Origin of the sequence: Streptomyces sp. NPDC002779 (genome assembly GCF_042888685.1) — a bacterium.
In the GTDB taxonomy this organism is placed as follows: Bacteria; Actinomycetota; Actinomycetes; order Streptomycetales; family Streptomycetaceae; genus Streptomyces.
Window position 1 is genome coordinate 1 of sequence record NZ_JBIAQC010000037.1, and the last position, 22,456, is coordinate 22,456.

The 22,456-nt window shown below is 68.6% G+C and carries 17 protein-coding genes and 1 pseudogene; 5 read left to right on the forward strand and 13 right to left on the reverse strand.

Features of this window, described 5'->3' with window-relative positions:
- Positions 1–160: 160 nt before the first annotated feature.
- On the forward strand, positions 161–751 hold the full coding sequence (locus tag ACFYW5_RS36565; RefSeq protein WP_389421478.1) for a class I SAM-dependent methyltransferase: 591 nt from the start codon (positions 161–163) through the stop codon (positions 749–751).
- 530 nt (positions 752–1,281) lie between these two features.
- On the opposite strand, the gene ACFYW5_RS36570 is transcribed toward ACFYW5_RS36565, so the two are convergent.
- Together ACFYW5_RS36570 and ACFYW5_RS36575 are read right to left on the reverse strand one after the other, a co-directional pair.
- Positions 1,282–2,379 carry a MerR family DNA-binding transcriptional regulator gene (locus ACFYW5_RS36570; RefSeq protein ID WP_389421479.1) on the reverse strand — a complete coding sequence of 366 codons (1,098 nt, stop codon included), beginning with the start codon at positions 2,377–2,379 and terminating at the stop codon, positions 1,282–1,284.
- 484 nt (positions 2,380–2,863) lie between these two features.
- Positions 2,864–4,003, reverse strand: coding sequence for a helix-turn-helix domain-containing protein (locus ACFYW5_RS36575; protein WP_389421463.1), 1,140 nt, complete (start codon positions 4,001–4,003; stop codon positions 2,864–2,866).
- 86 nt (positions 4,004–4,089) lie between these two features.
- Here ACFYW5_RS36575 and ACFYW5_RS36580 point away from each other — a divergent pair, with 86 nt between their 5' ends.
- Both ACFYW5_RS36580 and ACFYW5_RS36585 read left to right on the forward strand, forming a co-directional pair.
- Positions 4,090–5,145 (forward strand): ferredoxin reductase, encoded by a 1,056-nt coding sequence (locus ACFYW5_RS36580; protein ID WP_389421464.1) that lies wholly within the window; start codon positions 4,090–4,092, stop codon positions 5,143–5,145.
- Positions 5,146–5,152: 7 nt separating this feature from the next.
- Complete coding sequence (locus tag ACFYW5_RS36585; RefSeq protein WP_389421465.1) at positions 5,153–6,271, forward strand: fatty acid desaturase family protein; 1,119 nt, start codon at positions 5,153–5,155, stop codon at positions 6,269–6,271.
- Positions 6,272–6,560: 289 nt separating this feature from the next.
- On the opposite strand, the gene ACFYW5_RS36590 is transcribed toward ACFYW5_RS36585, so the two are convergent.
- The 5 genes and pseudogenes from ACFYW5_RS36590 to ACFYW5_RS36610 all read right to left on the reverse strand — a co-directional run bounded on the left by ACFYW5_RS36590 (position 6,561) and on the right by ACFYW5_RS36610 (position 10,939).
- Entirely contained in the window at positions 6,561–7,166 is a 606-nt protein-coding gene (locus ACFYW5_RS36590; RefSeq protein WP_389421466.1) for a dihydrofolate reductase family protein, read from the reverse strand.
- A 425-nt stretch (positions 7,167–7,591) separates the two neighbouring features.
- Positions 7,592–7,935, reverse strand: a pseudogene (locus tag ACFYW5_RS36595) (phosphotransferase); the annotation flags it as partial.
- 42 nt (positions 7,936–7,977) lie between these two features.
- A complete protein-coding gene (locus ACFYW5_RS36600; RefSeq protein ID WP_389421467.1) occupies positions 7,978–8,553 on the reverse strand; it encodes a helix-turn-helix domain-containing protein in 576 nt (191 codons plus the stop codon).
- Entirely contained in the window at positions 8,553–9,242 is a 690-nt protein-coding gene (locus ACFYW5_RS36605; protein WP_389421468.1) for a metal-dependent hydrolase, read from the reverse strand. The genes ACFYW5_RS36600 and ACFYW5_RS36605 overlap by 1 nt, the downstream gene beginning before the upstream one ends.
- A 464-nt stretch (positions 9,243–9,706) precedes the next feature.
- Positions 9,707–10,939 carry a tannase/feruloyl esterase family alpha/beta hydrolase gene (locus tag ACFYW5_RS36610; RefSeq protein ID WP_389421469.1) on the reverse strand — a complete coding sequence of 411 codons (1,233 nt, stop codon included), beginning with the start codon at positions 10,937–10,939 and terminating at the stop codon, positions 9,707–9,709.
- A gap of 424 nt (positions 10,940–11,363) precedes the next feature.
- Here ACFYW5_RS36610 and ACFYW5_RS36615 point away from each other — a divergent pair, with 424 nt between their 5' ends.
- The gene (locus ACFYW5_RS36615) at positions 11,364–11,687 is read left to right on the forward strand and encodes a WhiB family transcriptional regulator (RefSeq protein ID WP_389421470.1); all 324 of its coding nucleotides are present in this window, start codon (positions 11,364–11,366) and stop codon (positions 11,685–11,687) included.
- A 252-nt stretch (positions 11,688–11,939) separates the two neighbouring features.
- Here ACFYW5_RS36615 and ACFYW5_RS36620 read toward each other — a convergent pair whose 3' ends face one another.
- The 6 genes from ACFYW5_RS36620 to ACFYW5_RS36645 all read right to left on the reverse strand — a co-directional run bounded on the left by ACFYW5_RS36620 (position 11,940) and on the right by ACFYW5_RS36645 (position 20,608).
- A complete protein-coding gene (locus ACFYW5_RS36620; protein ID WP_389421471.1) occupies positions 11,940–12,833 on the reverse strand; it encodes an NAD-dependent protein deacetylase in 894 nt (297 codons plus the stop codon).
- A 509-nt stretch (positions 12,834–13,342) separates the two neighbouring features.
- Complete coding sequence (locus ACFYW5_RS36625) at positions 13,343–16,309, reverse strand: aminotransferase (RefSeq protein ID WP_389421472.1); 2,967 nt, start codon at positions 16,307–16,309, stop codon at positions 13,343–13,345.
- A 51-nt stretch (positions 16,310–16,360) separates the two neighbouring features.
- On the reverse strand, positions 16,361–16,801 hold the full coding sequence (locus tag ACFYW5_RS36630) for an Lrp/AsnC family transcriptional regulator (RefSeq protein ID WP_389421473.1): 441 nt from the start codon (positions 16,799–16,801) through the stop codon (positions 16,361–16,363).
- A gap of 768 nt (positions 16,802–17,569) precedes the next feature.
- The gene (locus ACFYW5_RS36635; protein WP_389421474.1) at positions 17,570–18,388 is read right to left on the reverse strand and encodes a PRC and DUF2382 domain-containing protein; all 819 of its coding nucleotides are present in this window, start codon (positions 18,386–18,388) and stop codon (positions 17,570–17,572) included.
- A gap of 684 nt (positions 18,389–19,072) precedes the next feature.
- Positions 19,073–19,450: a phosphatase PAP2 family protein gene (locus ACFYW5_RS36640; RefSeq protein ID WP_389421475.1), complete on the reverse strand. Its 378-nt coding sequence runs from the start codon at positions 19,448–19,450 to the stop codon at positions 19,073–19,075.
- 306 nt (positions 19,451–19,756) lie between these two features.
- On the reverse strand, positions 19,757–20,608 hold the full coding sequence (locus ACFYW5_RS36645; RefSeq protein ID WP_389421476.1) for a maleylpyruvate isomerase family mycothiol-dependent enzyme: 852 nt from the start codon (positions 20,606–20,608) through the stop codon (positions 19,757–19,759).
- 382 nt (positions 20,609–20,990) lie between these two features.
- On the opposite strand from ACFYW5_RS36645, the gene ACFYW5_RS36650 reads away from it, so the two are divergent.
- Positions 20,991–22,259: a cation:proton antiporter gene (locus ACFYW5_RS36650; protein WP_389421477.1), complete on the forward strand. Its 1,269-nt coding sequence runs from the start codon at positions 20,991–20,993 to the stop codon at positions 22,257–22,259.
- Positions 22,260–22,456: the final 197 nt, after the last annotated feature.

The following is a 22,456-nucleotide window of genomic DNA, read 5'->3' on the forward strand; positions in this document are numbered from 1 at the left end:
AACTCCGGCGGGTAGTTCTTCATGACCACGAGATGTCCGTTCTCAGATCCTCAGGATCCAGTGTCTCGTGTGTTCAACATCAGGGGTCAACGCCCCTGTTGCCGTCGACTACGCCAAGCTCGTGCCCCCTACGTTCGAGGGCGACCTATACGGCCGCGCGATGATAGGCACGTTTGCCGAACTCACGCGGGCCCTCGACGTCGGGCCCGTGGCTGATCTCGGTTGCGGGCCCGGCCATGTGACGGCACACCTTCAGTCCCTCGGGGTGACCACGTTCGGCATCGACCTGTCGCCGGAGACGGTTGCGATCGCCCGTCGCAGGTATCCGGACCTGCGGTTCGACGAAGGGTCGATGACCGACCTGGACCTGGCGGATGGCAGTCTTGGCGGCATCATCGCCTGGTACTCAATCGTCCATACCCCTCCGGAGCTGCTGCCAGTTGTGTTCGCAGAGTTCCACCGCGTGCTGGCTCCGGGTGGCCATCTGCTGATTGCCTTCAAGGCCGGTGACAGGCTCCGCCGCTTGGAGCATGCATACGGGCACGAGATCTCCCTCGACGTCTACTGGATGTCCCCCGACCGCATTGCTGAGCTGCTGAGCCAGACCGGGCTCGTGGTGGACGCCCGGCTGATCCGCGAGCCCAATGAGCAGGAGAAGCCCCGGCAAGGCCAGCAGGCATACCTCGTGGCTCGAAAGCCAGGGAAGTCGGCCGGAGACCTGAAAACGCGGGAAGCCGACAACGTCTCTTGAGGCGAACCCGCCGATCTGATCGCTGGCGACGACATTAGGTGAGACCGGCCGTCGGGCCGGTCCCACCCCTGACTTCCCGGGCAAGACGGTCCGCCGCGGTGATCGGATCAGACGCAATGGACCAGGCGATTGCGCCCGCGTGGGACCAGGAGGACCGCGAGCCGGTGCTCGGGGTGTCCCGGCGGAGTTTCAACGCAACCGCGAGCTGGCCACATGCCAACTCGCGCTGCCACAGCCCCACCAGGGAGAGCCAGATCAGGCCACTGCTCCCGCGGCCACCATCTCTTGTCGGCACTCACCGGCTGGTTGATCGCAAGCTGCATCAGCGGGCAAGGTCCGGTAGGGATTTGTGCGCTGCCGAGGGCGGGGCACAAGGCGCGGCACCGAAAGACGGGTCCCGAACCATGGTGTCCAGCATTTTGTGCGTGTCTGGCGGATCACAGCTGGTGGTGCATTGCTCGCCCTGGCAATCCGTAAGGCACCGCCGTCTGTTGGGCGGGCGCCGGTGAGGGCCGTGACTGGTGTGCGGTTCAGGATACGAGCAGGCGCAGGCCGAGGTCTGCCGTCTGGAGGTTCGTCAGGTTGCGGTTGCGTTCGGTCCAGAGGCCGGAGTCGAGGTCGTCGCTGAGGTTTTGTACCGCTCGCTGCTCGGCTTCCGGTCCGACCTTCGTCCACACCGACATCGCCCGGCGGACGTGGTCGGTCAGGTAGGCCGACGGCCGGCGCCAGTACGCTTCGAACAGGCCATCGGCGCAGTCCCACGGGACGGGTACCTGCTCGGCCCGGGCTCCGGTGGCGTCTGCCATCGTGGCGAGGGAGGGAAATCCTGCGAGGACGTCGGCGAATTCGGGCAGGTAGTCGCGGGTGAGCCAGAACCGCTCTTGCCATCCGGGCTCGTCGGTGTCGAAGGTGAGCACCACTATGCGGCGGGCCACGCGCCGCATCTCGCACAGCCCCGCCATGGGATCCTCCCAGTGGTGGACGGTGGAGACAGCCATGGCAACGTCGAAGGACTGGTCCTCGAACGGCAGATGTTCCGCAGCGGCGGCCACACACGGCGCCGCTCCTGCAGGCCGCTGCCCGCGCATGACCGTCGAGGGCTCCACCGCAATCACGTCGCGGTCGGCGGGCTCGTAGGAACCGGTGCCGGCGCCGACGTTCAGCACCGTCTGCGCGTCTCCGAGCGCGTTCAGGATCTGCGCGGCGATCCGGGGATCGGCGCGCCGTGTCGCGGTGTAGGCGCCGCCGATGGCGTCGTACAGCTGTGCACCGAGCATCTGCAGTTGCTCCTGCGGTGTCACCGTCCATCCCTGCGCCCGTGCGGCAAGCTCGCTGTCGATGGCCGCCACCATGGCGTCGGCGCGATCACGCCGCTCCAGCAGCAGGCCGCGCAGTTGGCGCAGGTGCGCGACCACGTCGGTGGACGCATCGTCCACCAGTGCTGCCACCTCCCGCAGACCAAAGCCCAGTCGCCGGTAGGCCAGCACCTGTCTGAGCCGCTGCACGTCATCCGCGGCATAGGCCCGGTACCCGGCCGCTGTCCGCGCCGAGGGGCGCACGAGCCCGATCGCGTCATAGTGATGCAGCGTGCGGACGCTCACGCCGGCCAGCTCGGCCACGCGTCCCACGGTCCAGTGATCTTCCACGGCTTCGACTATGCAGCCTGACGTCAGGTGAGGGTCAAGAGCCGCACAGCGGCCGCTCCCGCGCTGCCCGGTGTGCGAACGAGTGACGATGCCCCAGTCTGCAACGCGAGTGACTGCGAGACTGCAATCCAGTTGGCCGTTGTCATCGCATTTCGGGTTGGACGAGTGCAGGAGGCGTCGGACCACGGCTCGGTGCACTGGCCCTGCAGGCTCCGAGGCGCCCGGTACAGCATCGGGGCGGTGCTACGTCCACCATGCCGCTCACCTACCTGACCTGGCATGACTCTGTGCGCGAACAGCAACTGGTGCGGCCCGTACATGAAGGACATGTGCTGGGGATACTTCGGTGCTGTATCGGCAGTCGCTGCAGATACCGGCACCGGACGATCAGCGTTCGTCCGCAGCCGGATGCGTAGGCGAGGAAGAGCTCGATCTGGGCGGCGCACGTAGCCGGTCGACGTACGCGTCAGCTCCCCCGAAGACCGACTGCCAGCGTCAGTTCAAGGACCCGCTGCGGCGATGCGAGATCCGGAAACAGCTCCCGCAGCTGCGTCATCCGGTACCGAACGGTCTGGGGATGGACGAACAACTCCGCCGCCACCTCCTCCCGCCTGCCCTGGTGCAGCAGCCACGCCCGCAACGTCTCCTCCAGCCGCCGCGCGGTCGCGACGGGCAAGGTCCGCAACGGTGCGAGGGCTCGGGCACGCAGGTCTGCGAACGCGTCCATGTCGGCGCTCAGCACCAGCTCGGGCAGGTGGTCCTCGGTGTCGCGAATATCGGAGGAAAGAGAGCGCGCGCGTGCGGCTCGCGCGTACGAGGCGGACGCGCGAGTCCATGGCCGGGCCGGGCCGACCACGGCGTTGCGGTCGGTCAGTTGCCGCAAGAGATGTGATCGGTCGGCATCAGGGACGAGCAGCACGCCGGTGGCGTCCGGCAGATCGTCGAGGACGAGGGTGCTCGGATCGAGCGCGCGATAGGCAGGCCGGGCCTGGGCGGCGGGCAGCAGGACCGCGGTCAGGGAAACCGGGGGCTGCCACCCGGCCCGTTGCGCAGAGACCAGCAGTACGTCCGGGCTCGCACCGGCGAGGATGTCGCGAGCCAGGTGCTCCAGGTGGCGCTCGTGATCCCTGCCCCGGGCGGCCAGTTCGTCGGCGTGGCCCGCGGCGCTCGCGGCGGAGAGCTCGTCGATGTAGGCGAAGGTCAGCTCGGCGAACTTGGCGACGTCGGCGGCGGGCAGACCTGCGGTTACGGCGCCGGCTGCCAGGCATCGCCAGGCCACGCGGGCACCGACGCGGTAGGCGCTGAGCAGGGCGTCCATCGAACGGCCGTCGCGGACCTCGCCGCGGCCCAGCTCGTAGGCCGCGTCACCGCCGCCACCATCCGTGGCGTTCCCGCTCGCGAGGTCCAGGTAGTGTCCCAGGGCGGTGCGGACGGCTCGGCGGATGGTGGCGCCCATATGGCCCGAGAGGGCGTTGGCGTACGAAGGGACCTCGTCGATGATCGCCTGGACGACCTCGTCGGCGGTGGACTTCAGCGCTGCCCGAAGTGCTGTGACCGTCGTCTCATCCAGGGCCAGTTCACTGGCCCTGCGGATCACATGGCTCACTTTTTATCCCCTACGAACAATTCAGCCGATCAGCTTTACGTCCTGCGGTCAGGACTTTACGCCTTGAGGCGCAGCAAGCTGGAACCATGACGAGTACAGCCCTCCGAAGCAGGGCGTGGAAACTACTGGAGATGGTCACCACGCCGCTGCTGCCGTCTGACTACCTCGACCTGGTCAGCCCGCTGCGTGCGGGCGCTGACCTGCGGGGGCGCATCGAGGCCGTGCACCCCGAGACGGGTGACGCCGCGACCATCGTGATCAGACCGGGACGGGGCTGGCGCGGCCACACAGCCGGCCAGTACGTGCGGATCGGAGTCGATGTCGACGGGGTGCGCCTGTGGCGTGCCTACTCGCTCACCTCACCGACTCACCGCAAGGACGGCCGCGTCACGATCACCGTGAAGGCGATCCCGGACGGCAAAGTCAGCAACTACCTGGTCCGCAGGGCGAAACCGGGCACGCTGATCCAGCTCGACCAGGCGACCGGTGACTTCGTGCTGCCGCAGGCCAAGCCCGCCAAGGTGCTCTACCTGACGGCCGGCAGCGGCATCACGCCCGTCATGGGCATGCTGCGCGACACCGAATTCGACGACGTCGTCATGGTCCACTGCGCGCCCCGGCCGCACGACGTGATCTTCCGCAACGAACTGCATGACCTGGCCGCGGACAAGAAGCTGCAGCTCACCGAGGTGCACACCGACACAGACGGCATGCTCGACATCGCCCGTCTCGACGAAGTCGTGCCCGACTGGGCCGAGCGCGAGACCTGGGCCTGCGGGCCCGCGGGACTGCTCGACGCCGCCGAAGAGCACTGGAGCAAGCACGGCGTCCAGGAGCGCCTGCACACCGAACGCTTCCGCCCCAGCATCGTCGTCGCCGGTGACGGCGGCGAGGTCACCTTCAGCACCACCGGCAAGACCGTCGACGCGGATGGCGCGACGCCGTTGCTGGACGTCGGCGAAGAGGCCGGCGTGCTCATGCCCTCCGGGTGCCGCATGGGCATCTGCTTCGGCTGCATCACGCCGCTCAAGGCGGGCGCCGTCCGTGACCTGCGCACCGGCGACATCACCGAGGCCGAACCGGGCGTCCTCATCCAGACCTGCGTGTCCGCCGCCGCGGGCCCCTGTGACATCGAACGTTAGGAACACCTTGACTGCAATCGACCCCACCGCCCACCTGACCGCGGAGCAGATCGAGGAGCTCGGCCGCGAGCTGGACGCGATCCGCGACGAGGTGATCGCCAGCCGCGGCGAGAAAGACGCCGCTTACATCCGCAAGGTCATCTCGGCGCAGCGCAAGCTCGAGCTGGCCAGCAGGGGCGTGCTGCTGTTCTCGTTCTTCCCGCCCGCGTGGCTGATCGGCACCGCCGGGCTGTCCGTGGCGAAGATCATGGACAACATGGAGATCGGCCACAACGTCCTGCACGGCCAGTGGGACTGGATGCGGGACCCGAAGATCCACTCCTCCACCTGGGATTGGGACCACGTCTCGCCGGCCGAGCAGTGGAAGCACTCGCACAACGAGCTGCACCACACGTACACCAACGTGCTCGGTAAGGACAACGACCTCGGCTACGGCATCATGCGCGTCGACGAGGACCAGAAGTGGCACCCCTTCCACCTGGGCCAGCCGCTGTGGAACTTCATCAACGCCTGCTTCTTCGAGTACGGCATCGCAGCGTACGACCTGGAACTGGGCAAGAACCTGAACAAGCGCCGCCGCAAGGACCCGGAGTTCCGCGCGCGGGCCAAGGCCGTGGGCCGCAAGATCCGCAAGCAGGTGCTCAAGGACTACGTGATCCACCCGGCGCTGTCGGGCCCGTCGTTCCTCACCACGCTCGCCGCCACGTTCACCGCGAACCTGGTCCGCAATCTCTGGTCCCACTCGGTGATCATGTGCGGGCACTTCCCCGAGGGCGTACAGGTCTTCGAGCGCCGGTCGATCAAGGGCGAGACGCGCGGCCAGTGGTACCTGCGCCAGATGATGGGCTCGGCGAACATCAGCGGCAGCAAGGCCATGCACTTCATGACCGGCAACCTCTCGCACCAGATCGAGCACCACCTGTTCCCGGACCTGCCGAGCAACCGGTATGCCGAGGTCGCGGTGAAGGTGCGCGCGTTGTTCGAGAAGTACGAGCTGGAGTACGTGACCGGACCGCTGCCCAAGCAGGTGTACTCCGCGTGGCGCAAGGTCGTGCGCCTCTCGCTTCCGAACAAGAAGCCCAAGGTCACAGCGCCGGACCGCGAGCAGGAGCTTGTCGCGGCCTGATTCCTGGTTTTGGTTCAGACCTTCGGTTGCACCGGCGGCATCGCCGGGTTCGGTCAGATCCCGTTGCGGGCGGTGTATGCCCGTGACATCAGACCGTCGCCACGCGATCCAGGCAGCCCGGCCTCCGGCTGCGCTGCCTGGCCGTGCGCCAGGAGCTCGGCACGCAGCCGGCGGCGGGTGGCGGGCGCTGGTCCCCGTCGACGTGGGCTGGATGGTGCCGCGCTCACGGCGGGGTCGGCCGCCGGCGCCGGCCTGGGGGCTGTCCAGCCCGGCGCCGCGCGGGGCGACGTCACGCAGGGACGTGGAGCGGCGGGTGCTCGAGCACGCGCGGCTTGTACTCGACCAGCTGGATGCGCCCGTCGAAGGTGCGGTGATCGATCATCTCCAGGGCAACGTCCGGATAGCCGTCGTAGATGCGTTCCTCGCCCGTGGCCCCGGTGATCACCGGGAACATCACGACACGGAAGCGGTCGACGAGTCCGGCTCGTAGCAGGGACCGGCACAGGCTGAGGCTGCCGATCGTGCTGAGGAGCCCCGAGCCACTCGACTTCATGGCGCGGACCGCCTCGACGGCGTCGTCGCGGACGAGCGTGGAGTTGGCCCACGTCAGTGGCTCCTCGAGCGACGAGGAGAACACCACCTTGGACGCCTGCGTGAGCTCGTCGACGGACGCCTCTTCTTCGGGCCTGAACTCATCTTGGCCAGCCGGGACCTCACCTGCAGCGAAGCCCGACATCAGGCGGTAGGTGTTCGCTCCCATCAGGTAGGTGGCCTCGGGCTGCTCACCGAGCCACGCGAGGTACTCCGGACCCTCCAGCCCCCAAAACCCGGGCCACCCCTCTCCCGATGCGTAGCCGTCGAGGGAGGTGATGAAGTCGACGAGAAGCTCCGACATGGCGGTTTCCTTTCCTGGGCTGTCACGAGCTTGGACCGTCCGGAAGCCACAAACTCATCGGCCGCGCCGTGGAGTAACGAGCAGACCCATGACGCTGCGCCGAACAGGCCGACGGACCGGCGAAGCGCGAGCTCAGGCCCCCGTGGGGTGCCCGGCGGGGGAGTGCCGGAGGGGCGATGCCGCGGTGCTGCTCTCGCTCGCCTCGTGGAATCCCGCCGACCAGCCCCTGGACACGTGGATAGCGGAACGCCTCACCTGGGACTACAGCGGTCTGGACGGATCGCGCCATTGGCAGGTGACGGGGGCGACGACGGCAGCGCGGAGGCGGCGAAGTGCAGACCTTCCTTCAGCTGCTGCGGGACTCGGTGCAAGAGGGAGGTGCCTACGCTGTTCTGCTTGCGTTCGCTCAGTACCGGAACGGCGGCTCAGCGGTCCACGCGAGCGGCGGAGAGGTTGTCCAAGATTGCCGAGACCGTCCGATCCGGTCTCTGCTCCGAGGTGTCCAGCCAGAGCCCGATCCTCGGAGTCTCGCCTGCAGAAACTGGTCGAATGCCTCGACCGTCCAGGCCCCGTACCCCGACTTCGGCCGTTCGGCGTCCCGCCTCCGCACCACATCGGCCGAGGGAGACAGCACAACGACGTACAAAGAACGTGTGCGCACCCTGGTGACGTAGTGGCGCAGGTCTTCCCCCAGAACGAGGTCCTGGACGACAGCGGTTCACCCGTGCCCCGCGTATTCGTCAGCCACAAGTGCTGAGAGCCTCCGCTGGGACGTGGTGGAGGGGAGGACGTTCATGGGCATGGGTGTCTTTCAGGTGGTGATGGGGGAGGCGATGACGACGGTGACGTCGGCCGCCTCGGGACCGGTGCGGTAGACGTGCGGGGCGTCTCCCGCGAAGGCCAGCAGGTCGCCGGGGTGGAGGTCGGTGGGGGCGTCGGCGGGTCCGGCAGTGAGGTGACCGGAGGCGACGAGCAGGTGCTCGATGGTGCCGGTCGCGTGCGGCACGCCGTCCAGGTGTGTTTCGGGGGGCATGCGCAGCCGCCAGATCTCCAGACTGTTGCCGCTGCTGATACGGCGCAGCAGTTCGCGGCCCACTTCGCCGCCGGCCAGGTCGGTGCCGGGTACGAACACCGGCCCCGGGTCGGTGTCTCGGGCCAGGAGGTCGGTCAATGGAATGCGCAGAGCGATCGCGAGCGCGTCGAGGGTTTCGATCGTCGGGTTTCCCCGCCCGGCCTCCAGCTTCGACAGCGTCGCCTTGCCCAGCCCCGCCCTGCGGGCCAGCTCGGCACTGCTCATGCCGCGTTGCTCGCGGCGCTGGCGGATCTGCGCGCCGACCGCGATCGCGGTGCTGCTGGCGGGCCGGCGATCTCCCGTGGGCGGCGTCATCACCGCTCCCGGTGGGCGGCGCTGTAGGAGACGCGGATGCGGCCCTTTTTGACCTTCAGTGTCGGCAGTACGACGTCGACGAGGTCGCCGAGGCTGCGCACGTGGGTTCCCCCGCACGGAGCCGAGTGCACGTAGGCCAGGTGTACGACACGGCGTCCCTCGGCGTCGTTCTCCCAGGTCACGGGCAGGTCCTCGGCGATAGCCCTGGCGACTTCCGTCCTCAGGGCTTCGGTGGCCGCCTCCCTGCCTTCCGGGGTGTCCAGGCGGGCGTCTGGCCTCGGCGCGGTGAACTCGATCCGGGCTTGGCCGGGGAAGTGGTTGTTGGCAGCCAGCACCCAGCCCTGTGCTCGTCCGGCCGCCTCGATCAGGTGGCCGGCGGTATGCAGGGCGGCATGCGCGAGACGCGTCGGAAAGTCGATGCGAACCTCGACCGGCTGCCCGACCGAGAAGACCGGCAGCGGCGTCTCGCCGCGGGTCACCGCCACGACCAGTCCGGAGTCGTGGTCCCGCACGGGGACGATCTCGTGGCCATCCACCCACCCGCGGTCGGCCGGTTGACCACCACCCTGTGGGTGGAACAGACAGTGCTCGACCGCCACCCACGCTGCGCCGTCGTGCTCGCCTGTTGCAGCGACCTGGGTCTGGGCCTGCTCCTTGTACGTGTCCGCGTAGTAGGCGGGGGTCTGCATGCCACCTCGCTAAAGTCGATGAACTCTGCGTTCATTATAACGAACGACGAGATCGACATTGAGATGCCCCAGGCGTCCAACGCAAAGGTCGAGACCGAGTGCCAATGGTCATGACCATGACGGTCGCGGCGTCAGCGCCCCCTGGGCCACGACGTGACTTCGGGGAGGGGGGTGGCCGACCGTCGGCACGTGGTGAGCACGGCTCGACGGTGGATGCCTTGTCCCGTACGGCGAGTGTCGCGGCGTTGGGACTGGCTCTGTCCAGGTGAGGCGACCGCCCTCCACCCCAGGCGCGTAGTTGCAGATCGTGTTTCTGGAGACGCCGAGGAGCTTCGCGATACAGCGAGCAACAGACCTCGCCCTCGGGGGCGAACGACCATATGTTGCAAGAACCTGATGAGCGCAGCGCAGCTGTGCTCATCAGGCCCTGGTGCCGCTTGCGCCCGAGTGGTCGGGTGGGGTGGTCAGGAGGGGCGTGTTGATGATTCGAGGTCGTTCAGTGCCGCGGTGAAGTTGTCGAGCATCGGGCGCAGGTGCTGCTGGTCGAGGGCGACGAGACCGTCGGTGTGGGCGCCGCCGGGAACGGTTGTGTAGCGGTGCAGGTGGGCGCGGCCCGCGTCGGTGACCATGCGGTGGTAGGCGTCACCGAAGGTGGCGGGTGGGGTGAGAGCGTCGAGGTCGCCCTGAATGCTGATGAGCGGGCGCCGGATGTTGCCGGTGAGCGCGATCCGTTTCACGGCCTTGTGCACCGCGCGGGGGCGGGAGGCGAAGTCGTAGTCGGTGTCGCAGCCGGCCCCGGTGCCTTCGGGGCACAGGGGGGTGCCTGCCTGGGCGGGCCCGTCGTAGGCGGGGTCGAGTTCCTCGCGGATCACCCGCTGGAGGAGGTCCCACTGATTTTTGTGGTGCCATTCCCACTGCCGCTCGGAGCCGGCAGGGTAGCCCGCGGCGAGCATGGCGGCGTGCGCGGAGCGGTCGCCTTCCTTGAAGCGTGGGTAGGCGCGCAGAGCTGGGGGGAGGGTGGCGAGCAGGCCGCCGTCCGTGGTGAAGGTGAGGGCGTTCCAGTCGAGTCCGCCGGTGTAGAGGTCGGGTCGGTGTTCAAGCTGCCAGCGGACGAGGTACCCGCCCGCGGACAGGCCTGCCGCGTAGGTGCGGCGCGGTGTGCGGCCATAGTGCTGGTCCGCCACCTTCTTTGCGGCGAGGGTGAGTTGGGTGACTCTGCGGTGCCATTCCATGATGGCGTCCCCGGGGCGTTCACCGTCCTTGTAGATCTCAGGGCCGGTGTTTCCCTTGTCGGTGGCCGCGTAGGCATAGCCCTTGGTGAGGACTTGATCGCTGATGATGCGGTCATTGGCGTACTGCTCGCGCAGTCCCGGCGGCCCCGCGACGACGAGCCCTCCGTTCCAGTCGTCGGGCAGCCGGATGACGAACTGGCTGTCGTGATTCCAGCCGTGGTTGGTGTTGGTGGTGGAGGAGTCGGGGAAGTAGCCGTCGATCTGGACGCCGGGGACCCCGGACGGGGTCGTGGTACCCGGGGCTTCCAGGCCCGCCCAGTCGGCGGGATCGGTGTGCCCGGTCAGGCGTGTGCCCGTGGTCGTCAGATCGGGGAGGTCGGCGGTGACGGTGTACTCGGCGCCGGGGACCTTGAGGTCGGCGGGGCCGGTCCGGGCGGCCGCCGGAACGGCCAAAAACGGTGCCATCAGCAAGGACACGATGGCCGCAGAGCGAAAGTGCATAGGTCCTCATCTCTCGGTGGTGACGTCGAGAAATCTAGGAATCGCAAGTCCCCGCGGAGAAGTACGAGAAGGCATGCAGGGGTGCAGCCGGAGGGCACATGACCTTCGGCCACACCTCGCATCCTTTTGCTGCGCCTGGTGCGGATCCGCCACCGCACCCGCGTACGCTCACCGACTGCGCGTGCGCAGGGCACTCCCGAGGAGGCGCGAGGCCGCCTCCCGTGCCCCGGAATGTCGTGTGGCCGGGAAGCCGCCGCGCCTGCAACAGGGCCCACTTATAGGGATTGCTGGGACTCCCGGGAGTGGCGCTGTTGTGTGATGGGCCTACGGTCAGGTCAGCGCAACGTCTTGGTGCGAGGACCTCCTGTGCCAGCCGGGGGAGGAGCGCATGAGGGAGGCGTATCGGCGCGGACGACTGGAGAGCAGGGCGGCGTGCCGCATCGCCGATCCCGACGAACTCTTCGTCGAAGGCGCAGCCCAGAACCGGGCGAAAGCGGTCTGCAACAGCTGCCCCGTACGCACCGAGTGCCTTGCTCATGCCCTGGACTACGGCATTGAGCACGGCATATGGGGTGGAATGACAGAACGCGAGAGGCGGCGGCCTCTACGTCGACGGCCGACCGTGACGTCCTGGCGGGACCCGCTCGAAACCGCGCGAGCGGCAGGGCGGACAACATCCGGAGGCGCCGGACGCCGACGTCAGACCGGCTGAACGCCGTCCCTGCACATGGCACCCGCACGGCTATTGACTTCCGCGGGGCTGAGGAGCTGCTCGAGTCCGAAACGAGACCTCCCGACGGCCTCGGGCACAAGTCGGGTTGGGGCAGACCTGAGCATGCGGTCGGCCCGGTCGAGTTCGAAGCGCGGGCGGAGCAGGTGGGGGCGCAGGATCCCGAGTCGCGGTGGACCGGCGTGGAGGGTGAGCGGGCGAGGCTCGGCCGGGCTCTGCGAGGGGCGATGGAGGTCAGCGGTTGTCGTCGAGGGAGAGATTCAGGTGGTCGGCCACACTGGTCAACGCTGCTCCCAGCGGAAGCGCGACGCGGGTGAGGGCGTGCCGGTCGCCCCGGGTGGCATCCCGGTTGACGATGAGTACCGGTGTGGAGGCTTGGGATGCCTGGCGGACGAACCGTAGCCCGGACATCACGGTGAGCGAGGAGCCCAGAACCAACAGCGATGTCGCTTCCCGGACCAGCTGACGGCACTGTTCGACGCGTGGCGGGGGGACGGATTCACCGAAGAAGACGACGTCCGGTTTGAGGATGCCGCCGCAGTTCACGCAGGGCATCACGCGGAAGTCCCCGACCTGCGCGTCGGTGAGGTCGGCATCGCCGTCAGGATTGATGCCGGCCGCCACCGGCTCGGAGCCGGTATTGGCCTCCTCCAGACGCAGGGCGAGTTCACGACGTGAGCTGACGGCCCCGCAGGACAGGCAGACGATCCGTTCCAGGCTGCCGTGCAGTTCGACGACGTCGTCACTGCCTGCGGCTTGATGCAGGCCGTCGACGTTCTGAGTGATCACACCCTTGAGTAGTCCGTGCCGCTCGAACGCGGCGACGGCCCGGTGGCCGGCGTTGGGGCGGGCACGGCCGAAGGTGCGCCAGCCGAGATGGCCGCGGGCCCAGTACCGGCGGCGTGCCTGGGCACTGGCAGTGAATTCCTGGTACGTCATCGGCGTGTGCCGACCGAGGCTTCCGCCCTCGCCCCGGTAGTCGGGGATGCCCGACTCGGTGGAGAGGCCCGCTCCGCTAAGTACCAGCACACCGCCGGTGCTCAGGGCATCGACGACCGGTGCCAGATCCGTGGTCCCGGGCGGCAGGTCCTCAGCTGGAGCCCAGCTCAGGGTGGGGCGCATGCGCATGCCGCCAGGATACGGAATCCGTGACCGCACGGCCCTCGCAGCCAGGCCAGGAGCACGTGGACTGTGAGGCACACGCACGGTGAGATGGTCAGAGCGAGCCAGCCCTCTGCATCCGGGTCGTCACCGGAGCCCGACCGGCAACCCGGAAGCGCGCCCGGTTCACCGCAAGGCCCACCTGGCGCATAGTCCCAATTGCAGCGCGTGGCGGATAGTGCACGCTGAGGTGTGACCCCAGCCCGCTGGCGAACGCCTGCCCACTCCTGATCAGTCATGCCCACAGCCAGGTGCTGTCACCGACATCGGTGCCTTCGCGCCCCGCTCGAGTCCACCTTCGAGGTGCGCGCTTCGCTGTAGCCGGGGGGCGGTTGCGAGCACCTGGCAGAGGGGGCCTTGCCCGGCCACACCCGACGACCGCGTACCTCGCAGTGCGGCGCTGAGTGCCGTCAGATCCGTCGTAGACACAGAATCACCCAGGGGCACGTTGGCAGAGGCCGCTGTCGCCCCCGGTTTTAGCCGTGGCCGAGTTGGCCGAGGGCCAGGTCGAGCATGTCGGCGAAGAAGTCCGCAGCGGTCGAGTCGATGCACAGGGGCGGCTTGATCTTCAGGATGTTGAGGTGATCTCCGGTGGGCTGGACGATGACGCCGAGGTCGAGCATGCGGTCGCAGAGTTCCGCGGTCTCTTCGGTGGCGGGCTCCAAGGTGGCGCGGTCCCTGACGAGTTCGAGGCCGAGGTAGAGGCCCGAGCCGTGCACGGCGCCGATGATGCCGTAGCGGTCGGCCAGCGCCTGGAGCCGGCGTTTGAGATGGCCGCCGACACGTGCCGCGTTGCCCTGGAGATCCTCGTCGCGCAGGGTGTCCAGGACGGTGAGGCCGACGATGCTGGAGACGGGGCTGCCACCGGTGGAGGAGAAGAAGTAGCCCTGCTCGCGGTACCGTTCGGCCACCTCCTTGGAGGTGATGACGGCGCCGAGGGGGTGTCCGTTGCCCATGGCTTTGGCGACGCAGACGATGTCGGGCACGACCCCTTGCTGCTCGAAGCCCCAGAACCAGTGGCCCAGCCGGCCGTAGCCCACTTGGACTTCGTCGGCTATGGCAAGGCCGCCGTGGCGACGCACTGCCGCGTACACCCCGGCGAGGTAGCCGTCAGGCAGGGCGACGCCTCCGGCATTGCCGTAGTAGGTCTCGCCGATGAATGCCCCTGCCGGGCGGCCGGAAGCGGCCAGTTCGTCGAGTACCGCGACGGCCTCGGGCTCGTAGAGGACGGCGTCGGTGCCGCGGTGCCGGCCCCGGTAGGCATTGGGAGAGTCCACGGTGTGCACCCAACTGGGGCGGGTGGCGAGGGCGTTCGGGTTGTCCTGCAATGAGGTGGACACTGCGTCGGAGGCGTACGTCCAGCCGTGGTAGGCCTCCCGCAGCGCGACGACATCGTGCTGCCCCGAGGCCCCGATCGCCAGCCGTAGGCCCAGATCCACCGCCTCGGAACCGGAGTTGACGAGAAACACCGTGTCCAGGGGCTCGGGGAGCAGGCCGGCGAGGCGTTCAGTGAACTCCACCACCGAGGAGTAATGGAACCGCGAGTTGGTGTTGAGCCGCCGCAACTGCCGGGAAACCGCCTGCTCGACACGAGGGTGGGCATGCCCCAAGGGTGTGACGTTGTTGACGATGTCCAGGTACGCACGGCCCTCGGTGGACAGCAGAAAGTGGCGCCAACCACGCTCGATTTGGGGAGGGTTGGCGTAGTAGTGCCCCTGCACGGTGGCGAACACGGCGTCGCGCCGGTCGAGCAGGTCCCTCTCGTGAGGGCGCTCGCAGTCGGCCGGGAGGCCGAGGAGGGGAGCGGGGTCGGCGGTGAGCGCGAGCCAGCCGGGGGCGTACTCGTGCCGGACCAGGCGTGGAATGTCAGGGCCGTCGGCAGCGCGCACCGTGACGTGGACGGTGGTGCCGGAGCCGAGGCGGGCGAGCTCCTCGCCCGCCTGCACTGTCGCACCGGTGCTGACCACGGGCCGGTCTTCGTGGGCGAGGGAGAGTGACAGAACCTGCGTGCCGTAGGTGAGTTCGATGCGGCCCGGGGCCGCGGCGAGGACACTGCCCGCGGCGGGCGCTTGGAGCACGGCATCCCGGCCGAGCCAGATGTGCATTCCGGTGGACACCGTGGCGGTCGACACCGCGGACAGCGCCTGAGTGCGAGTGAGCTGCGTACGGGCGTACCGAGTGGCGACCGCGACCGCTCCGTCCGCGAGCGCTGAGGCCGCCAGCCGCTCCTCGGTGCCGGCGTCCGTCCACGCTCCGAGGTCCATGCACTCGGCGTCGGGGGAGAGATCGAGGAGGGCGATGTCGCCGGGGGCGGGACCTCGCAGGAGAGGACGTACCGGCGCATCGGCCTGTGCGGTCCGGGCAGGCACGTCTGCCATGTCGGTCGCATCCCTGACGAGGCGAACCATCACCGGCAGGGGGAGCGAGGTGGCCTGTTCGAATATGCGCCATTCGCGGTCCAGGGCGGACGTGGCGTAGGCGTTGTCCTCGTCCACAGCGGCTTGCTGCCGCCCACTGACCACCAGGACTGCGGCGCGCAGGATCACCAGCGGCCACAACGCCTCCGCCTCCTCGCGGGACAGCGGCCGGACGGCGTGGAATGCGCGCACGGCCGGCAGCACATCGTGAGGCTCGAGACCGTCATGGTGCAGCAACGAGGACAGTGTCACGGCCAGTTCGCCGACCGCCCAGCTCGTGGTCACGTCACCGAAGTCGATCACCCCGTCCGGTAGGGGCGGAAGGGTGCCGGGAGAGCGGATCAGATTGTCGTCGGTCAGGTCCAGGTGCACGGCCTGCGACGGCAATGCGGCGGCGAGGTCCTGAACGTGTGTCCAGGCCTCGGCGGTCGCGTCCTGGACGGCGGCACGCCGGTCGGGCTCGTCGATGAACCCAGCGAGCTTGTCGACGACGCGATCGGCGTGCTGCGGGTCCCACTGGAGTACGCGGTCGAGCCCCGGGTGCCGGAAGCCGCACAGGGCAGTGCTCACCTTTCCGGCGATCGTGCCCATGGCCGCCACACTGGCCGGTGACAGGTGCCGAGGTCCGGAGAGGGTGCCGCCGGGCAGGTAGTGCAGCAGGCGCGCGATGGCCGGACCGGTCCGGGTGTCCACCGTCGTGCGACGCGGGGAGCCGTCAGGATGGCGCAGGACCGTGGCGATGCGCAGTTCCGGGTGGGCCGCGGTGACCAGGTCGGCTGCCGTGTCCTGGGCGTCGATCTCCGTTTCGCTGAAAGCGGGGTTGGCGATCTTCAGAACCGCCGTGGGCGTCCCATCGCCGGCATGCAGCAGAAAGTTGGCGTCCTGCTGGCTGCCCAGCGTCTGCGCGCGAGCGGTGATACCGAGGCGCTCGGCGGCGACGCGCTCCGCCTCGGCCGGCGCTACGCGGGGCGCGGGAAGGGCGTCCTCGGTGAAGAAGTCGATCGTGCGGGACTCGTTGGACTGCATGCGGGCTTCCTCGGCTGGTGCGGGCGAACGGGGCTGCGAGGCTGGGCTGCTTCAGTCGACCTGCCACAGGAAGCGGTGTGTGTGGATCCCGAAGTAGGGGAAGTTCTCCACGGATGCGACTCCGTCGATGGGTCGTACGACGTCGTTGATGAAGTCCAGAAGATCCCGCGGGTGGCGGCACACCACTTCCGTGAACAGGTCGAAGCCGCCGGCTGTCAGGACCGTGTACACCACTTCGTCGTGTCGGGACAGCTCGTCGGCAACCGCTCGGGGATCGCCGTCGACACGCAGCCCCAGCAGGGCCATCGCCTGCTGGCCCATGGTCATCGGGTCGGTCACTCCTACGACCTGGACCGCCTTGGTGTCGATCAGACGCTGCAACCGCAGCCGCGCGGCCGAGGGCGACAGCCCTACCTTCGGCCCCAGATCGGCGTACGGGATCCTGCCGTCGACCTGCAGCTCCCGCAGGATGGCCCGGTCGATCTCATCCATGCCACACCTCTCCGCCCACGTAAACGCAGACACTGCGCTTGTATCATGCACCATGGCTGATGGAGACGCTTGATTCAAGTGTGGCGGCGATCGAATCGAGCGATGCGTCGTGTACGAATCAGGCTGAGCGTGGTCACCCGAGTGTGGGCTCGACCGCGGCTACGCTGGCGGCCTCGTGGGCTGGGCCCGCTACCGCCTCTGGCTCACCCGGCATCGTCTCCCGGCCCAAAGGCGCCAAGGCTGCCGCCAACGCACGCGACTACGAACGTCTGCCCCAGCACGCTGAAGCTCATCTGAACTGGGCCCTCATCACCGTGATGAACCCGACACCTGACCCGCAAAAGCTCCACTGCCTCGGGGCAGAGAAGCCTCCTGCTAGAGCGCGACGTCCGCGATCCGCGCCACGGCGAGCCGGCAGGCAGTCTCCGCGTTCGGCCTCGGCGAAGCCGGGCGTGGCAAGGCGCTGCCACGCCAGGGCGGCTGATCCATCGCTGGGTGTCGGCTCGCGCGTCTCTGGCGTGCGAGGGAGAGTCCAAGGTGCTTGAGCACCGCGCCGAATACGCTGAAGGGCCCCTGGTGGGGCCCTTCCCGGCGGGTCCGTGCTGCGATGGCACCCACGCAGGGCACCTGCTCGATCCCGCGCCCAATGGGGTCTGCGGCGGCATGCGCCCGCCGGTTGGGATCAGATCCGGGGGCACACGCGGCGTCGGCCTGCCCGAGCAGGATCCGGGCGGACCGACGCTCTGCACACGCGGCTGGCAGCAGCAGCTACATGCCGCGGCCGTCGTGTTCGTCGTCGATGCCGTCGGTGTCGATCTCCTCCTTGCGGACCTGGCCCCGGACCGTTTCCTCGTCGGTGTGTTCCTCGGTCGTCATGCGCACCCGCTCCACCGGGACGGTCTCGGTCTCCACCACGGGGCGTTCCTCGTGCAGGGTGACCTCGTGCTCGGCCTCGCTGATCTCGGGCCCGGACAGGGCCGCATCGCGGTTGTCGTCCGTTATCGGCTCACGCTCGACGCGGACTTCTTCGCGGTGCACTGGAACGGTCTGCTGCACCTCTTCGGTGACGACGTACTTGCGCAGCCGGGCCCGGCCCGCCTCCTGGCGCTCGGTGCCCACGTGCATGTGCTCTTCCGAGCGCGTCATGGCGTCATCGCCGCCCGCGCCAGGGGGCATGTCGGGCCTCGCGGAGGTGCTGGTCGTCCCGGCCTGTCCGGTGTGGGCCCAGCCGGCCTGGCCGGGTTGGTTGGCCTGCTCCCAGGCCTCGTCCCAGGCGATGCCGTAGTGCTCGTACAGCCGGTGCTCCTCCTCTTCGGAGAGGTGCCCGCCGGCGTCGACGTCGACGTTGGGCGCGTCCTTGACCTTGTCCTTGGGGTAGGGCACCTCCAGGTGGTCCTCCACCACCGATGCCTCGCGAATCGGTACGAATGACTCGTTCATGCCGAACAGGCCGGTCTTGACACTCACCCACTCCGGGCGGCCGGTGGCATCGTCGAGGAAGACGTGCTTCGCCTCACCGATCTTGTTGCCGTCGGCGTCGTGAACCGGGTGGTCCATCACGGTCGAGATCTGCTCCTGGGTGATCACAGGGACCTCATCCTTTCTCAGTCGCGCTCGGCTAACCCTGCACGGGTGCACCACCCCAAAGACGCCCAAACTGTCCGATTACGTCCGATAAAAGGTTTTCTCCTCTGGCGGCGGAGCGGGGCCCTTCCCGCATGCCGGCCCGCTCGGCATACAGCACTGCCGTCGCCGTGCAGGGCGACAGGAAGCACCAAGCACGCAGTCAGCGCCGGGACCGTCCACGGCGCAGAGCCAGCTCTTCTCATGCCGACATCGGTGGGTGGAGGCGGCCACGGCCTACGAGACCGACCTGGGGCGTGCTCCCGGCGAGCAGCCCGCCGCTGCACCCGTACACCTGCGTGGTGGGGTTCACCGGCATGTTGCCCAGCCTGGCGGCGCGATACGGTCTGCGGCCGTATTCGGGGCTGCTTGGTTCTTGACAACGCCCTCGCGCCGGGCAGCGCCCACCAGGGCAACCGAACCAGGCTGGCAGACCAAGATCACGGGGTGCGGATGAATGTACTGCGTTCGGAGGGGATCTTGCTCTTGGTGCGGGGGATCGGGGCCGACCCGTGCCCGTCACCCCTCACCCGGCACCGTAGCTACGCCCCGGTCGGCCGGGACGGGTTCCGTCCGCGCGCGAGGACTGGCCGGGCGCTGCTGCACGGGACCGTTGTGGCCGTCGAAGGGCTGGGTCGGTCAGTTACATCAGCGCAGCACAAGCCGCGGCGCGCGGCGCACCAGTGCGACAGCGGCCAGGCCGATTGCGGCGCCGGCGGCGACGTCGGTGGGGTAGTGGGCGCCGAACTGCACGCGCTGGTTGGCGACCAGGGCGGTCGGCAGGGCGCACACCGCCCCGGCGGCCGGCCAGATCGGGGCAACGGCAACGGTGAAGGCGACGGCGGCGGCGGTGTGCCCGGAGTTGTGGCGGGCGGGTCGACTGAAGGCGTTGCCGGTGGTGAGGACGTGTCCAACTTCGTGGCGGGCGGTGGGATGCCGGATTGATAGCGGCCAGCTGAGGGCCTGGCACCGGAGCGCCGCTGCCGCGGGCGCCGAGGGCCAGCCGGTCCTGGCCGTCGATGTCACCTGATGGCTGCGGTCTGGCGGAACGTCATGGTCAGCAGCTCTCATCGCTGAGGGAAGGTCATGGTTGACAGACAGTCATGGTGAGCACCGGTACCGGGTGGGCGCAGACTATATGTGAACGGCCCCCCGCCCAGAGGCCGGTCAACCAGGCCGAAGGTGAACTGCGACACCCAGCGGACCCTTCACCCGTCGTACGGCCGGGTGAGTCGATCACCCCGCTACTGAACTCAGATGCGTGATGTCGGTCTGCCACCTGTGGCAGACGACGACACGCCAGAGCAATGGCACTCGATGCAGCAGAGTTCATCAATAGACGATGGACACGATCTGGCAGGCGGCTTCGGCGAGCTGGCGCTCTCCGCTGATGCGGGCTCGGGCGAGGGCAGTGCCAGGGTCGATGCTGCGGGTGCAAAGTCGCCAGGCAGTTTCTGGGTCCAGCCGTACTGATGCGGTCGGTCGGCCGGTGGGTGTTTCGGCCAGGGACCAGCGGTCTGCGGTGGCGGTCACGGTCCAGGTGCTGATGGCTGACTCGTCGATGACTACCTGGAGTTGTGTCCCGGCGGGCGCGGGCGTGTGACGCAGTGTGTGGGGCAACGCCCTCATGAAGATGTCCAGGACCGCGGACAGAGCGTTGGGCTCCGGGTCGGTGGCCTGGCCAGTGGCCTGGCGGATCTGCTGGCGGTGGGTCCAGTACTCGGTGAACTCCCGGGCGACATCAAGCCACTTGGGGGCCGGGTCGGCCCCGGCCCAGGACACTCCCAGACCCGTTGCGGCGAGGTCCGTGCCCTCGAATTGGCGGGTGACCTGGGTTCCGGCCAGTTCCAGCGCCTCGATGAGCTCGGCGGGGCTGTGATCGGCGTGGAGGTCGACCCATTCCTGGTTGACCCGGTGGATGAACGCTTCCAGCGACTCTCCGGCCACCCTGGCGCGCTGAGGGCTTTCGGTATTCCAGCCGAGACGGCCCTGGTAGCCGCCGAGGATGTGGGCGGCAACATCGTGCACGGTCCAGCCCGGGGCTGCGGCCCTGCTCCACTCATTGCGCTGCAGCCCGCGTAGCAGGTCGAGGAGCGAGGCCAGCTCTGGCCCGAACAGCGGGCGAGTGTCGATCGGCTTGCCCAGCCAAGAGGAGTCGGGTACGCGCTTGGACTGGTGACTCATGGTCACAGCCTGACAGCAGGGAGGCTTGGTCTTCCATCGAATACCGCCTTACGGCGCGGGTCTGTCGGTCAGTCGGCCCGTCATCTGGCCAGTGCCGTCCAGAGGGCCGTCGACCAGGTCGGGACGGTGCGCGACGCGGAGTTCATCGCTGCCACAAGATCTGACCGAAGGGGCGCACGCGGGCGCCAACCAGACTTCCCCGCGACCCCCGCCCCTCTCGACGCGTTCTGCACACCCTGACCGGAGCCGGCCCGTCGGCTCACGGCCGCCTGTCCGCTGCAAACAGGCAGGCAGCGAGCTCGGTGACGTATTCGGGCGAGGCATCCGTGCGGACGGGGTACACACGTGATCTAGGAGTGATCGTGTCGGGCAGGAGGTCGCAGTGACGCTTTCGGACGTGGTCTACGTCTATCTGGGCCTAGGGGCGCTGGGAGCGGCCGTGCTGCCTCGGGTGGTGTCCAGACGGCCGCTGTCACTGCCCATGGTCTTCCTCGCGGCGGGGGTTTTGATCGAGTTGCTGCCGGTCGGCGTGCCGGCCGTGGATCCCATTGCTGATCGCCTGTGGGTCGAGCACGCCACCGAGGTGTGTGTGATCGTGTCGTTGATGGGCGCGGGGCTCGCCATCGACCGGCCCTTCGGATGGCGCCGGTGGTCAGGTACGTGGCGGTTGCTGGGCATCACGATGCCGCTGACGGTGACGGTCGTGGCCCTGCTGGCCTGGGGGATGCTCGACTGGCCGCCCGCTGCCGCTCTGCTGCTGGGGGCCGTGCTCGCGCCCACGGATCCCGTGCTGGCCGGTGAAGTGCGCGTGGGCGAGCCGCTCGGTGCCGAGCGCGACGAGGACGAGGTGCGGTTCTCCCTGACCAGTGAGGCGGGGCTCAACGACGGACTCGCCTTTCCGTTTGTCTACGCAGCCATCGCCCTCGCCGCTGCGGCCGGGACGGGGTGGTCGGCGGACTGGATCGGTACGTGGGTGCTGACCGACCTGCTGGGCAAGTGCGCTGTGGGGCTCGCCGTCGGGGGTGGTGTCGGATGGCTGCTGGGGTGGATGTTCTTCCGGGTGCGCGCCTCCGCGCTGCGGCTGTCCAAGCACATGGAGGGCTTCGTGGCGCTGGGAGCCACCTTCCTCTCGTACGGCATCGCCGAGGTGTTGCATGGTTACGGCTTCCTGTCCGTGTTCGTGACGGCCTGCGCGATCCGGGCCGCCGAGCGCAGCCACGGCTATCACAAGGTGCTGCACGAGTTCACCGAGCAGATCGAGCGGTTGCTCACGGCCGTGCTGCTGTTCCTGCTCGGCGGTTACCTGGTGGCCGGCGCCTTGTCCGCCCTGACGCTGATGGGCGCGCTGTTGGGCGCGCTGGTGTTGCTGGTCGTACGGCCGCTGACCGGGTGGCTGGCACAGATAGGGACCCCGATAGGGAAGGAGGAGCGTGCCGTGGTCGCCCTGTTCGGGATCCGGGGCATCGGTTCGCTGTTCTACCTGTCCTACGCGCTGGGGCAGGACTCCTTCGGCGGGCTGGAACGGGAGCTATGGGCAATCGTGGCCCTCACCGTGGTGTTCTCGGTGGTGCTGCACGGGGTCATGGCGACTCCGGCGATCGGTTACCTGGACCGGCGGCGCGACCGCGCGGAGCTCGGCGGTCGGTCGTAGGCGGCAGGCGTACGGGCCCGTACTCACCCAGACGCGAGGTGGTACGGGCCACTACAGGAAGCGGGCGCCGGGGGCAGACGGTGGTCTTCACCGGCTCCTCGTCCTAGTAGGGCTTGGTCAGCTTCGTTTGTGAGTGGCGTGTCTGTTGGGCTGTTGGTGTCGTTGTGATGGTGTGACACCTGGTGAGATGGCCGAGG